Raw genomic sequence first — 13,023 nt, 5'->3', positions numbered from 1 at the left:
AAAGTGCCAACAGCGGAAGTCGGCTCACCACTGATAGCGGACGACGCCCTTGCCGGCAGAGCTTGGATTGTCAGGGAAACACGGACATCAATGCCAAATCGCTGACCGTGTTTCCGGGAGACAACGCGGCAGCATAGATCGCACCCAACATACACATTGCTAATCCGAAATAGCCGAAAATGAAGTGCAGATCTCTTCCACTGGAGCGAACTTCGTATGATTGTAGCGCTTCAAGGATTTTCATTGGTTTCCCTTTCATTTTTGAGAGCCATCATCGATTTCAACCGTCAAAGGTGGTGCAAGGCGTAGGACCACAGCGGCAGTGTGAGAAACGAAAGTGATATGCCAACTCCAACCATCAACGAGACCAGTGGCGGGTTCAGGCCGTGCTGGGCCGCGACTATTGCACCGCCGATCATCGGGCCCATCCCAGCTTCAAACAGGGTCACTCGGGTGATTTCTTCGCCGGTGCCCAACACGATGAAGTAAATGGAAGCGATCACGATGGGGGCCAGGAACAGCTTGAACCCCAGGCCCGTCGCAAGCGCGGTCTTGAGCCCGGTGGTTTGGTCAAACCTCAATTGGAAACCGACTGAAACGAGGGCTAATGGGGAAAGGGTGTCGCCTAAACGCTTGAGCGCGTCGGAGACCCAATCGGGGAACTCGAAGGGCATCAGAATGAATGCCGCGATCAGGGCAAGCAGAGGCGGGAATGTGAGGACCCGCTTGAAGACAGCGGTTTTGGATTCCGTACCCGCCGAATAAATGGCGGCGACCGTGATCCCCAACGTGCTGAGGACCAGGTAGCTACCCAGCTGATCGATGAGGATGCCGGTCGCCATATTGGAAGCGCCGAAAAAGGCCTCGATCATCGGCAGTCCGACAAAAGAGGTATTCGCGAGCCCGCCGGCCAGCATCAGCGCCCCGGTGGTTTCGCGCGAGAATTTCAAACGCGAGGAAAGCGTCCAGAAAAAGCCGACACCGAGCGCGAACATCAACCACGGCATCGCGATGCTGAATAGCAGTTGCGTTTGGAGGGCAACGTGGTGGATCTGCAGGACGATGAGGGCAGGCAGGGAGATGTTGATGATGAACGCGTTGAGCGCAACATGTGCGTTTTCCGGCAGCCGTCGCGTGGTGCGAAGACCCATGCCGAGAAGGAGGCAGACGAACAGCAGATTGATATTATTCATTGAACGTGCCCCAAGCCGCTGGCGGTAACGTTAAATCGCCGAAATCGAGCGCCAAGCCGGCGCCTGCCATTATTTGATCGTCTCAGTAGAAAATCGGGCCAGACGATCCGAGCCAACTGAAGATCACCGCCACGGCGGCAAGTAGCAGGCTGATCCCACAGAAGATTGCGGCACCGTCATCAACGGATTCAGCAGTCTCGGTGGGAAATCGGGTGTAAAATCGCTCGACTACGCTCATTTACGTTCTCCCATTCGATCCTATGTCCACGCTCAGAAGCGCGCGTGAAGACCATCCAAACCGGTTTCAAGTTGGCTGTTCATCGACGTGCTCGCAAACGGATTTGTCAGGGTAGGTGATGGCGCTCACGCCGAGATTGCAGACCAGAATGCCGACGTTGGTGATCGCGATGCTCCGCCCATCAAGGAAAATGATGTTTGTTGCTCCTGGTTTCAGCGGCTGCAGGATCACCGAGCGATCGTCGCGCACAAGGACATCGACAACGTCGGGATCGCCGATCAACATGGTATTGAATGGCCTCTCGAGCAGCAGCGCCGACGTGGCACCGACTTTCAGAATGATCGTCCGATCCGCGGCGAGGGTTAGGGACGCCGCCGTTGCGAACACAGCCAATGCGAGAGCGAATACGAGCGCGCGTGGCATTGCGGCAATCAATGCGCGCCTGCAATATTTGTGGCTACTACTCATGGTACCGGACCATTTATCGGTTTGACGAACGGACTATCTGAGCCGAAGCGGGACAAACGGCCCTCAGCTCGCTGCAACAATCACCGATCTGTTCGTGACTGTCGTGAAGGTTTCCGCCGGCAGGCCGAGATTGTTGGCAAGCACGTGGTGAGGCGCCTTCGCGATCCAGTCGGACAGCGAGCTTTCCGCATACGTACCGCTGTCCAGGACGCCGACCATTTCGCTTTCTTCCGCGCTGATGTTCTGCACGGAATGACCGCACCCGCGCGGAATATAGGCGCAGTCGCCCGGCGAGAGCTCAGCCACAGCCATTCGCTTGTCGGGTGCAAACAAGGTGACCCGTGTCCGCCCCTTGGCAACGTAGTGCCATTCGTTGGCGTTCGGATGCCAATGGGGTGAGTGTATTGCTCCGGCTTTCAATCTTGTGACAACCCCGGTGATTGTCGTTGCGATCGGATATTCCTTGGCTGATGCAACATGGATGGCGCCCCCAGGTGAGCTGACACGCGGCTTCTGCGCCATGAGGGGGAAGCGATGCGTCCGCTTTCCATCCAGCACGCGAACAGTGCGCGCTTCCGCGCTATCGCGGCCGATCACGTCGCCCTGCCGGATGTAGACCTCGGCGGCCGGAATCTTGGCGACGTAGTCTTTGGGCAGACCCAGTGCCTGCGTAAGCATCCCCGCATCGAACCGGCTCATCCAGTCGCTGAGGCCGAATGTTCCGTGCTCCCCATACAAGCCGTCATCGAAAGCAAGGATGGCGTGGCAAGGCTCGGGTCCAAGCGTCTGAATCGAATGGGCATGTCCCTTGGGAAAGTACCAGAGATCGCCGGGAGCATAGTTGGCCACCTCGGTTTCGCCTTCGGGATCGACGACGGTCACCTGGCAATGGCCGCTCAAGACGTAGGCCCATTCCGCGGAATTGTGCCAATGCATCTCGCGGATCCCGCCGGCGCTGAGGAACAGATGCGCGCCTGCGATGCCGGTGGCGATCGGCAGTCCTTTGGTGGTGATGTCGCGGGCCCAGCCGCCGGAAGTCGACTTGATCGGCGATTTGTCGAGCGAGGCCGTAAATGTGACGGGATCGCCGGTGCGCCGCGGAATCAGCGGTACATAGTCCGAGGCGGGAGCGACGTCATATCCTGCAGCGTGGCCGTCATTGCCGGCGGCGAGTGACTGTGTCGCGGCAAGGCCACCGGCGGCGACAGCAAGGCCGCCAAGGAATACTCGACGATTTGTGTCGGTCATGATGCTTCCTCACTTTTTTTGGTACTGACCGCCGATCGTGGTAGTCAGCGGACGCGCGCCCTACCGAAAGAACGATTTTATGATGATGGCGGATCGTACGCAGGCGCGCGTCACCCGATCAGGGGATACTCGACCGGAGTCAATGAAAGTATCGGTTGATAAGCGGATTATGGAAATAGTCAGTAATCAGCATGATGTGTGCCAGTTGTTGTAAACAAGGTGGTTTTGATTGTCCCCTCAACTGTGTACGGACCAGATGAGGGATCGCCGAGATAAGGCGCAATGCCGTTCGCGGGAATGCGTGGGGATACGTCCCAGCAATTGCTGTTTGGCGCTACCCGTGTGTCGGCGGTGTGGAAGCCATGAACAACCTGGCCAACTCGGCTTGTCTTTTTGTCCCCGTCTTTTCGAAGGCACGATGAAGGTGTGTTTTTACTGTTTCCTTGCTTAGGCCGAGAAGTTCTGCTGCTTCTGGTACGCCCAATCCAGGCAACACCGCGAGCACAACGCGCAATTCACCACCCGTTAGTCCATGTAGCCGTGCAAAAGCCTCCCCCGGTATTTGCGGAACGGACATCGGGTTCTGCGAGAACACCGCCCATTGTGCTGACCAAGGCGCCATCAGGCTCGAACGGTGGCCGTCGCCGATCGGCAGTATGGTCGCAATCAAACCTTCGCCATCGTTGGCCGGCATCGCGATCGAATGCATATTCTCAACTGATTTGCGGTCCCAATCGGTTTTTGGCGAAAGAGCCTTCATAAAATTTGCATTCGCAGAGCTATCAGTTGGGGAAAACCGGTCGTTGACGATGCGCAGCGCGTTTCCGGTCCTAACCTGTCGCTCGCCCGCGCGGTTGGCGTGCATGACGCGTGCCTGGCTGTCGAGAAGAAACACTCCAGTAGACAACGCGTCGAGTGCGGCCTCCAAATTTTCAGATTTGAGCGTGCGCAGGTCCAAAGCGTGCGAAATCTTGATCGTGCGACAGACATGGGGTGAGAGCAGCTGGAAAGCCTGGTTATCCGCGCCGGAAAATTGGGATGCCTCGCCCATTCTCGCGGCAGTAAACCAGACGGCCCGGCTTCCCGAGCGAAGCCCCATCAACCCCATCAGATCAACGAAACCTGATGGTTGAATGAATTCCTTGTAGAACCGGCTCTCAAACCATTCGTCACGACTAAAGAGATCGTCGGGGGTGTAGACTTCGCCAATCGGGCGAAGCCATGAGGCCGTGAATAGCGGGTTGATGGTCGCGTATTGCCCGCAATATTTCATCATCCACTCAGCGCGGCCACCATGTTGAAACACCCGTCCGGGCTGGTTCCGCTCGACGTCATGCGCCAGCACAAAGGCGAACGGTGCCTGGCACAATTCTCCGACTTGGCTAAGCGCTTGTGGCCAACGTTCTGGCTCCAGTGCGCAATCGTAAATAACGCCGATCGTGTCCGACAGCTGCTGCAGATTCATCGGGCATCTCCTGCCGGAAGCCCCGAGCCTACCGGTTCGGTCCGCCAATGTCATTCAAATCTAGGGTCCATAGAAACGGTGGCCGTCCGTTCAATCGATGTCGCATTTGGGTCATTCGCGTCGTTTCCGCGCTGCACCCGAGGAGTCCGGGTTGCCCCCGATAGCGGACATTACGTCAGCAGCGTTTGGAGCTATAGGCGTCACCTAGCTTGGTGGCCACCGTCGGCGCCGATCATCATCATCCGGATCCACCCAAACGTAAGGCGCGATCTCGGGTGCATTCGTATGATCACAACGCACTCAAATCATCCGGCACGTCGCCGAACTTCCCAATCACCCTGGCATCGCTGAAATCGCCCGTAGCAGGATCGCCGGTGCGGCTAAACGCGACCGCGCCAACGTGACCTTCCTTGCGCGGGAGCGCCTCAGCGCGTTACAACGGCGATGGGATTGAAGCATTCGGTCGGCTCGCCAGCCGCAATGCCGTCATCGGTGGCGAAAGGCAGCGCGACAAGGGCCCCGCCAATAGCCGCGAAGTCCGCTGCCACGGTGATGGCGGCCACGGCGATCTAAGCCGCCACCGGGCTGCGGCCGAGCGTTTGCCCAACACCACGTTCTGCGCTTCTATTGACGTATGTAAGAAAAGGTGACCCGGTTAAGCATGTCCGATACCCGAATTGATTTCAGTGCCCCCGCAACCCTCAGAAAATGGCCATCAGTCAACAAGGAGCGCGTGAGCGCCACCCTCGGCGCGCGTCCCTACATGATCATGGACGGCACTCTCGACGAGTGCATCGAACGGTTTATGTCGCAACCGGAATCCCAGCATCATTTGTACGAAATCCACACCGCGCCGCAGTCTGATCTGGTTAGCGCGATATTGTCGGCGGACCACGTCATCGAGCTGGCGCGGGGCGGCCGCGCACGGTGAAGATCGCGTCCTGCATCGCCCAGGAGATTTATCGGTGCGCACACCCAACTCGCTGCGTGTCGCCGTGACGCCCTTCGAAGCGTAGTTGAGCGCGAAGGTGTTGGCGCCGGACAGCGCCTGCTCGGTATAGGCCGGCAGATCGAACGTCGTGAACTGTCCGGCGGCATAAGGCGTGAGGCCCATCCACGGCGTGACGAAACGATAGCCGCCTTCGACGCGGCCCGAGAATGCATTGGCGTTGAACCTTGCACGCAATTGATCGACGCCCGCGATCGTCACGGTGCGGTCGCTGACCGTCGCGTAGATCAACGACCAAACGGGCGGGGCGTGCGGCTGATCGCGCGCGGCTACCGGGACATGTACGCGGCGGCGAACCGCGTTCCGGCAGAGTGAAGCTAGGATCGCGGAGTCCGGAAGCGTCCCCGCCGGGCTCCGCGACCAGCCATGCGTTAGTACGGAAGGCGCGGCTTCGGTCGAAGACGCGGGACGTGCGACTGGAATCCGGTCCTGCCCCCTTCCGTTGATCCAGATCAACGCCCGAGACCCCCGATACGGTGTCCTCGACCACAGAACGCCTTGGGTCTTTCGGGGAGAGAACATTGAACGCGCAGATTCATCCGATGGGCCCGCATCATCTGCCCTTCTACCTCGCCCCGGGAAGCGGGACCGATGTCCTGATGGTCGTGATGGGCATCTTTCTGGTCGCCGCCCTCGTCTGGGTCGGCACACTTTATTTGCGATTGCATAGCCTGCCGGAGCGCATGGCACACAAGTCGGAGAAATTGCAGTTCGAGATCGTGGCCATTCTGGGCCTGCTGGCGCTCTTCACGCACATCCACCTGTTCTGGGTAGCGGGACTGCTGCTTGCCATGATCGATATCCCCGATTTCGGCACCCCGCTGCGCAGCATTGCGGGGTCGGTTGAAAAAATAGCGGACACCGGGCCGGATACCAGTGCCGAAGCGGAGCAGGAAGCGGCGTTGGCTCCCGCGTCACTTCCAACCGACGCTGCAGAAGAGCGCAAGCGGCGCACAGAAGGCGATAGGCCCCATGTTTGAGCTGATGATTTGCTCCCTTGTGACGATCTTGCCCGATTATCTCTACCGCCGCTATGTCCAGAACAAGCGGTTTGGCAAGGAGATCACGTTCTATTCGGTCTGGTACGAGCTCAGATGGGGCATCACCGGATGTCTGATGCTGACGATCTCGCTGATAACGATGATCTTCTATTTTCATCCCTCGACCACCAGCGCCACGTTGTTCTTCAGGACGGTTCCGATTCTTCCCGAAGGGTCGGGACGTGTGGCGGAAGTCAACATCGGCTTCAGTGCGCCGGTCTCCAAGGGCGACGTGATCTTCAGGCTGGATAGCTCGAAACAGGAGGCGGCGCTCGAAACGGCCAAGCGCAAGATCGCGGAGGTCGATGCCGCGATGGTGTCGGCGGAATCGGAGGTGGTCAAGGCGGAAGCCCAGGTTCAGGAAGCCACGGCCAATCTCCAGCAGGCCAAGGACGAGCTCGACGTCAAGAGCGAACTGCAGCGCCGCAATCCCGGCATCGTGCCGCAGCGCGACATCGAGAAGCTGCAGGTAATGGTCAACCAGCGCCAGGCCGGGGTCGATGCGGCCGCCGCGGTGAAGCAATCGGCGTCCTTGCGCGTTTCGACGCTCCTGCCGGCGGAAAAGGCGAGCGCCGAAGCGGCGTTGGCGCAGGCGCAGGTGGACCTGGACAAGACCTTCGTCCGCGCCGGGGTTACCGGCCGGGTCGAACAGTTCGCGCTGCGCACGGGCGACGTGGTCAATCCATTCATGCGGCCCGCCGGGATTCTGATTCCGGAAGGCGCCGGCCAGCGGGTACTGCAGGCGGGTTTCGGCCAGATTGAGGCTCAAGTCATGAAGGAAGGGATGGTGGCGGAGGCGACCTGCGTCTCCAGGCCCTGGGTGATCATCCCGATGGTCGTCACCACGGTTCAGGATTACATCGCCGCCGGTCAGTTTCGCGGCGGCGAGCAGCTGGTCGAAGCGCAGAACATCACCAGACCCGGGACGATCCTCGTCTACCTGGAGCCGCTCTACAGGGGCGGCCTTGAGGGGGTGACGGCCGGCAGCAGCTGTATCGTCAACGCCTACACCAGCAACCACGAGGAAATCTCTGCGAAGGAGACCGGCACCGGCCGCAAGATCGCTTTGCATGTCGTCGACGGCGTCGGACTGGTGCACGCGCTGCTGCTGCGAATCCAGGCGCTGCTGCTGCCGATCAAGACGTTGGTGCTGACCGGCCACTGATGGCGCTTGGAGCCCCTGCGCTGTCGGTGAAGGACTTCGCCAGCTACCGGCAGGATCTCATCGTTGGCATGAGCCTTCAGGTTTCCGCGCCACTTGGACAGTACGACAACAGCAAGCTGCTCAACCTCGGCAACGATCGCTGGTCGTTCAAGCCTGAGCTGGGGATTTCCAAGGCCTGGGGTCCCTGGACATTCGAGGTCGCCCCCAGCGTGACAATCTTCAGCGACAACACCGACTTCTTCGGCGGCAATATTTTCGCTCAGGCGCCAATCTACGCCGTTCAGGCACATATCCTCTACACGTTCCAGTCCGGTGTCTGGATGGCGCTCGACGGGATCTATTTCACGGGCGGCCACACCACGCTGAACGGCGTAAAGGGCGACAACGAGCAACGGAACACGCGGGGCCGGTTTCAGCCTCGCGCTGCCGATCGACCCCCGTAACTCGCTGAAGTCTTCCGCCAGCACCGGCATCTCAACTCGCACCGGCAGCGAATTCAGTGCAGCCGGCATCGCGTGGCAGTATCGATGGGGCGAGGGATATTGAAAAGCGGTGGTGGGCCTTCAGCCGCTGCGCGCTCTCTCACTTCTGCGTGCAGACAGGCCGAAGCGTCTCTTCGATGCTGCGGGCCTTGGCATACTCAATCAGTGCCAGCCGGGCTGCTTCGCAACGCTCTGCACTCGAAAATTCCTGTGTCGATATCGTGGCGCCCTGGACAGCACCGCCGAGCCAGCTAACGACGATCAGAACATGGATCATAATGTGTTCTCCACTGTCGAGTTCGGCCGGTGTGGCCGATCCATCGGCCAGCCACGTTGCGCCCAATAAGTGGCCGACGGCTGATCTGTATCAACACGGAGCAGATCACTTTGCAGGTGACTTCCTGACCGTCGGGACTCGCCAACCTCCAATCGTGGCGCGGCTTGTCGCTGATGCCGGAAAGGATCCGGCTCGAAGGCCGTGCGGACCTTGATCCATCTCAAGGCCCGGCCCGACAGTCGGCATGAACTGTGCACCGTCTGATGATAAAGGAGGAGAACAATGCTCAGATTGATTGCTGTGGTTGGCTTCGCCTTATCGATTGCAACATCGGCGCAAGGCATGACGCCTGCGCCGCTTCCTCAGCCGGACGACATGGTGACGCAAATTGCTGTCGGCTGCGGCCCCGGCAGGACAAGAGTCAATGGTGTTTGCGTGGCACGAACCACCGTCCGCCAGACGCGCCGAGCCGTCCGCAGGTGTGTGCGATGGCAGGCTGGCGTTTGCGCTGCGTACGAGTGAATGAACCGAACTGGCGTTCGGTTTTGCACTGATCGGACGCCAGCTCCCTGTTCGGTTCCAGATGGTCGATGTCTGTGCGGAAGGGAAAAGCCCGGTATCTTGGACGACAGGAGGCAATTGTGACCGAGCCCGATCGCAATGGAATCGCCTCGCGGTTGTGGAGCCTCCCTGTGCAGTTGCTGCTGGCGCTAATCAATGCAACGTCGATCATGGTGATCGTCGCTGCGATTCTTGCGCTCGTCGCAATTGACCGCATCGACCATTTTGCCGAAAACGTCGTCGCAACGATGACCGAGGCGGTACTGTCAAAAGTCGATCTGCCGCCGAAGGACGTGTTGGCAAATCTCCGAAACCTGAGGGCGGAAGTCCGCTGTTGGTCCGGACGTCGCCGATGCCGCCAGCGAGCTAGTCGACGGGATCACGGATGAACTGAAAACAAAGTGGAGCGCATCAGAACCGCGCGATTGGGCGAACGATTCCTTTGCGATCTCGGAGGCAGCCAAGACGCAATATTGCGTGATGCACGGACCATCCTGCGACCTGCCTGACGGCAGCGTGACAATAAACCAGGAATACCTTGATGCGAACGAGCCAGTGGTGAAAGAGCAGTTGCAGAAGGCCGGCGTGAGGCTCGCCAAACTGCTGGATAGCGCATTCGGAGATTAGCGATTCGCAGCCAGCTTTTCCACAGCCGTAGCCGAGCACAGTGGGGTGGCTTCGTGCGTCCGCTATTGCCTTCGACCTCCGGTTGCGGTTGGATGGCGGTTGAATATCTCGATCTCACGACCAGGGGATGCCAAGAGCAGAGACCGCTTCTGGAGCTTCACGGTCGGCACGAGCTCGCGCGCAGGTCAGTCATCGTGGCCGAGGTTGATGCGCGTAGCACTGGCCCAAAACACCAACGAAAGCGCCAAGGTCATCAAAGAGTAAAAGTCCGATGCCGTTCAAGCCGTGGGTACGAAACATCTCGCCTCTCGCTTGGCTCCTTGGCGCATCGGCAGTCGCCAACGTCGTCACGATGATAGCGGTCCTCTACCTCGCGTTTGGGACGCCGAAGGTCTATGTCCGCGACAGTTCGATAGACGTCAATGATCGTACGCCGTCGCGCGTTCAGATTGCGCCGCGTTGAATATGCAAAACTCGGGCTTTGGTAATGCCGGCGGACTGCGCGATCGCGGCTGGAAGCGACGGTTTGAAGATCCGATACCGTTGCCCCGCGGCACTCAGCATCAATCGGCCAGCCACAGGAACGTCCCACGGCCCGCGCTAGGCCTGTGGTCAAACGAAAACCGCCCGGGCGCATTGCTGCACACCGGCGGCGGAAGGTTCGGGGCGGTTGGCTTCTCAGGCGGCAAGGGCGTCCAGAATGTCGCTGAGGGGAAGCCTGCGAAGTGGAAGCTGAAAGAGGCCGCCGACTGAGGCGTTTGGCCCCCTAAAGCAGAATTTAATGGGATCAGCGGGGCTGCGAACCTACATCAGAATCGTGTCGGACAGTCACTCTCGACACTTCTAAAGTTCGGCCCCAGCTCTGCCCCACGCTGGGGCCGATTCTTTTGACGCTCGCAAAAAAAAGCCGCCGTAGAGGGGGCCAGTCCCCGCGCGGTTTCTTGCTTTAGTGCGCCGCGCTGAGAACACAGCGCGAAGAGTGTACCATGCGCCAAGAATTCGTTTTCCTCGCTGTGACCGTGGTTAGTCTTATCCTGCTTTGCTCTGGCCTGCTCACTATCGCATTTAGCTGAGTCTTGGGGGCGGCGCTTCGCCCTCACCTCTCCTCGTCCGGATGTCCAGGTGGTGCCGATACCGTGGTGCGTGCGCAAGCGCGACGGCGCGGTGGTGGTTGGTGATGGAGCGCCCGCGCGGTGGAAATTGAAAGAGGCCGCCCAACTGAGGCGGCCTTTCATTCTAAATGCGCCTTCTTTTTCTGCGGGATGATCTCCGCTGCGATCTTCGGGCAGTTAGCTGCGCTTTCCGGACCCGAACGCGCAGTTGGTCCAATTCGCGTAACCGATCAATAAGGTTGGTGATGACCGCAATGTGCTGCTGAAGAGAACTCATTTGAGACCTCCAACTAACCAAAAATGAACGCTACAAAGTACGGTCACAGTAGCGGATTTAGACTCAAAACGCTACTGAGTGTCGCATTCAATGCGACGCGCGCGATGGAGTAGAGGAGCAGCATTAGGGTTCGTAATTCGCTGCGCATGCAAGTGAACAGACTGTGCCGTCGTTTGGTGTATAGGAAGCTGAAAACCAGCCTTAACAGGCGGGTTTTTGTTGTTGCGGGAACCTGCAATTACTTTTTCCGGCCATCAATTACCGTAAACTTGCGCCGCCGATCCGTCGGTGTCTCAAGGGCGCCGGCAATAGCGATGACGGCCGCGACGTGAGTCTCAGCCACATGACGCCAGTATTCGGCGATGTTCGTGGTCACATATTGTAACTGAGCACCTGGGCCGATAGGGCTCCCCACGACGAGAATTGAGGACGGCATCGACTTTCAAGTTGAAAATCTGGCATCGGACCTCCCGCGTCGACGATGACCGGCCTGATACAAAGCTTGAAGAGTTGGGTTGTTCCTAGGAATAAACGAAAGACAGCGGCGCGGTTCCCACTTTAGGTGCGGGCGTTGAATCGCCACGTCGAGCGCATGTTCAATCCGGCCCGCGAAGAGGATTCATTGGGACGGCGCAAGCGGGCGCGCGACCGATGACACTTCGGCGTGACCCCATGGGACCTTTAAGGCCTTGGGCGCGTTTAAGGTGAGCGGAATGCTGGGGCGATCCGGAACGGGAGCTCCAGCCATGAGCATTATTCCCCTAGACCTTCAAAGACGCTTCGAGCAGCGATGGGCTGCTCGTTTCGGTTCGGTGGTAATCCCGGCCGCAACAAAGAACGTCGGATTGAAAGGACCGCCGGCCAACATGGGCCGCGCGCTGCAAAAGCCAAAGAAAAACCAGCCGGGCTGGGTCGGCGACCGCGCATTGATTATCAATGTCGCCAACTGAGGCGGCCTTACTGATCGAAGGTCTCTGCGGTCAGTCGGAAAAGGACCCCGCCCGGCGTGAACCGGCCGCCCCTCACCTCTCATCGTCCCGACGAGTCTACTTGAACATCGTCTTGATCGCCTGCCAGAACGATAGGCCTTCCCGGTGTTGATGCTCAGCGGTTGGCACCCGCTGAATGGCGCTCACCGGATCGATCAAACCCGCTTCCAATCGCGCACGCTTCTCCAGGTCGAGCCTCTCAGCCTCCCGGCGATCCGGCTCATACTTGTCGACAGGAGTGAGATTGGCTTTGTGAGCCATTGCTTACCCTCCCCTTTTGCCGTGACAGAAGCCAAACGGGTCCTAGGTTGAGTTCGTTCCGTGGCGCTCCCAAAAAGAAAAAGCCTTGACCTCACCTCTCCTCGTCCGGATGCACCCAAACGTAAGGCACCGTCTCCCGTTCTTCTGTCAGCCGGATCATGTGCACCGGCGGAGCGTAACGCCCCTTCCGGCATGAGCGGCATTTCAGTGAAGCCTCAAGCTTCCATATGGGCGTGTCCTTCGGCCTGCGAACGCAATCGAGTGGGATGCTGGCTTCGGTCTTGCAGCGATGGCATCTGACCTGGAGCCAACCGAGGCCGCCGTTGAGGCATTGCCCGAGCGTCGGTGACGGCTGCGCGGGTCCGCCATAGCCCTCCATCCGGATCGACCATGCTTCGGCCTCGGCGCGATCCGCCTCGCGAACAGCCTCCCTGGCGCGCTGGCGGGCACCCTCGGCGCGGATTTTGGCGCCCGCTATCTGACTGCCGAAAATTACCTCGCGCGATTTGGTGCTCATGGTGCGACTACAGCGCACTTTGCGGGCATCCGGCAATGCCACTAGGATTTGATGTCAGGAACCGCCAAGCCACACCACGGGTCTTGTTGATGTA

The 13,023-nt window shown here is 59.3% G+C and carries 16 protein-coding genes and 2 pseudogenes; 7 read left to right on the top strand and 11 right to left on the bottom strand.

The features are described 5' to 3' along the window. Positions 1 to 70 precede the first annotated feature (70 nt). The 7 genes and pseudogenes from B5527_RS44185 to B5527_RS19225 all read right to left on the bottom strand — a co-directional run bounded on the left by B5527_RS44185 (position 71) and on the right by B5527_RS19225 (position 5,139). Positions 71 to 244 (bottom strand): hypothetical protein, encoded by a 174-nt coding sequence (locus B5527_RS44185; RefSeq protein ID WP_154072370.1) that lies wholly within the window; start codon positions 242 to 244, stop codon positions 71 to 73. Positions 245 to 287: 43 nt separating this feature from the next. Continuing rightward, positions 288 to 1,193 carry an AEC family transporter gene (locus B5527_RS19245; RefSeq protein WP_079602932.1) on the bottom strand — a complete coding sequence of 302 codons (906 nt, stop codon included), beginning with the start codon at positions 1,191 to 1,193 and terminating at the stop codon, positions 288 to 290. An 82-nt stretch (positions 1,194 to 1,275) separates the two neighbouring features. Continuing rightward, positions 1,276 to 1,431: a hypothetical protein gene (locus tag B5527_RS44180; protein WP_154072369.1), complete on the bottom strand. Its 156-nt coding sequence runs from the start codon at positions 1,429 to 1,431 to the stop codon at positions 1,276 to 1,278. Positions 1,432 to 1,497: 66 nt separating this feature from the next. After that, positions 1,498 to 1,854: a pilus assembly protein N-terminal domain-containing protein gene (locus tag B5527_RS19240; protein ID WP_172842601.1), complete on the bottom strand. Its 357-nt coding sequence runs from the start codon at positions 1,852 to 1,854 to the stop codon at positions 1,498 to 1,500. Between the two features lie 108 nt (positions 1,855 to 1,962). Beyond that, the gene (locus B5527_RS19235) at positions 1,963 to 3,147 is read right to left on the bottom strand and encodes a cupin domain-containing protein (protein WP_079602930.1); all 1,185 of its coding nucleotides are present in this window, start codon (positions 3,145 to 3,147) and stop codon (positions 1,963 to 1,965) included. 334 nt (positions 3,148 to 3,481) lie between these two features. Continuing rightward, positions 3,482 to 4,612, bottom strand: a complete 1,131-nt coding sequence (locus B5527_RS19230; protein ID WP_172842600.1) for a helix-turn-helix transcriptional regulator — start codon at positions 4,610 to 4,612, stop codon at positions 3,482 to 3,484. A gap of 289 nt (positions 4,613 to 4,901) precedes the next feature. Continuing rightward, positions 4,902 to 5,139, bottom strand: a pseudogene (locus tag B5527_RS19225) (hypothetical protein). A 134-nt stretch (positions 5,140 to 5,273) separates the two neighbouring features. Here B5527_RS19225 and B5527_RS47675 point away from each other — a divergent pair. Then, positions 5,274 to 5,543 (top strand): hypothetical protein, encoded by a 270-nt coding sequence (locus B5527_RS47675; RefSeq protein ID WP_079602928.1) that lies wholly within the window; start codon positions 5,274 to 5,276, stop codon positions 5,541 to 5,543. On the opposite strand, the pseudogene B5527_RS47670 reads toward B5527_RS47675, so the two are convergent. Further along, positions 5,521 to 5,834: pseudogene (locus B5527_RS47670) on the bottom strand (autotransporter outer membrane beta-barrel domain-containing protein); the annotation flags it as partial. The gene B5527_RS47675 and the pseudogene B5527_RS47670 sit on opposite strands and share 23 nt — an antisense overlap. Positions 5,835 to 6,163: 329 nt before the next feature. Here B5527_RS47670 and B5527_RS19210 point away from each other — a divergent pair. The 3 genes from B5527_RS19210 to B5527_RS19200 are packed head-to-tail and all read left to right on the top strand — an operon-like array spanning position 6,164 to position 8,269. Then, on the top strand, positions 6,164 to 6,601 hold the full coding sequence (locus B5527_RS19210; RefSeq protein ID WP_245332739.1) for a hypothetical protein: 438 nt from the start codon (positions 6,164 to 6,166) through the stop codon (positions 6,599 to 6,601). After that, positions 6,594 to 7,826: an HlyD family secretion protein gene (locus tag B5527_RS19205; RefSeq protein ID WP_079602926.1), complete on the top strand. Its 1,233-nt coding sequence runs from the start codon at positions 6,594 to 6,596 to the stop codon at positions 7,824 to 7,826. Before B5527_RS19210 ends, B5527_RS19205 begins: the two co-directional genes overlap by 8 nt. Positions 7,827 to 7,852: 26 nt before the next feature. Next, positions 7,853 to 8,269 (top strand): transporter, encoded by a 417-nt coding sequence (locus B5527_RS19200; RefSeq protein WP_172842599.1) that lies wholly within the window; start codon positions 7,853 to 7,855, stop codon positions 8,267 to 8,269. Positions 8,270 to 8,408: 139 nt separating this feature from the next. Here the strand turns inward: B5527_RS19200 and B5527_RS45380 are convergent, their stop codons facing one another. Then, positions 8,409 to 8,585: a hypothetical protein gene (locus B5527_RS45380; protein WP_172842598.1), complete on the bottom strand. Its 177-nt coding sequence runs from the start codon at positions 8,583 to 8,585 to the stop codon at positions 8,409 to 8,411. Between the two features lie 692 nt (positions 8,586 to 9,277). Here B5527_RS45380 and B5527_RS19185 point away from each other — a divergent pair. The 3 genes from B5527_RS19185 to B5527_RS44175 all read left to right on the top strand — a co-directional run bounded on the left by B5527_RS19185 (position 9,278) and on the right by B5527_RS44175 (position 12,112). Continuing rightward, positions 9,278 to 9,535 (top strand): hypothetical protein, encoded by a 258-nt coding sequence (locus tag B5527_RS19185; RefSeq protein ID WP_154072368.1) that lies wholly within the window; start codon positions 9,278 to 9,280, stop codon positions 9,533 to 9,535. Next, a complete protein-coding gene (locus tag B5527_RS47665) occupies positions 9,525 to 9,773 on the top strand; it encodes a S1/P1 nuclease (RefSeq protein ID WP_079602921.1) in 249 nt (82 codons plus the stop codon). The genes B5527_RS19185 and B5527_RS47665 overlap by 11 nt, the downstream gene beginning before the upstream one ends. A 2,135-nt stretch (positions 9,774 to 11,908) precedes the next feature. Continuing rightward, complete coding sequence (locus B5527_RS44175) at positions 11,909 to 12,112, top strand: hypothetical protein (protein ID WP_154072367.1); 204 nt, start codon at positions 11,909 to 11,911, stop codon at positions 12,110 to 12,112. Positions 12,113 to 12,208: 96 nt separating this feature from the next. On the opposite strand, the gene B5527_RS19160 is transcribed toward B5527_RS44175, so the two are convergent. Together B5527_RS19160 and B5527_RS19155 are read right to left on the bottom strand one after the other, a co-directional pair. Continuing rightward, a complete protein-coding gene (locus tag B5527_RS19160) occupies positions 12,209 to 12,412 on the bottom strand; it encodes a hypothetical protein (protein ID WP_079602917.1) in 204 nt (67 codons plus the stop codon). 91 nt (positions 12,413 to 12,503) lie between these two features. Then, a complete protein-coding gene (locus B5527_RS19155; protein ID WP_079602916.1) occupies positions 12,504 to 12,929 on the bottom strand; it encodes a hypothetical protein in 426 nt (141 codons plus the stop codon). Positions 12,930 to 13,023 lie beyond the last annotated feature (94 nt).

The sequence above is a fragment of the Bradyrhizobium erythrophlei genome, from assembly GCF_900129425.1.
Taxonomy (GTDB): Bacteria; Pseudomonadota; Alphaproteobacteria; order Rhizobiales; family Xanthobacteraceae; genus Bradyrhizobium; species Bradyrhizobium erythrophlei_C.
Note: the sequence above shows the minus strand (reverse complement) of the source record. Positions and strands in the feature narration are given on the sequence as shown.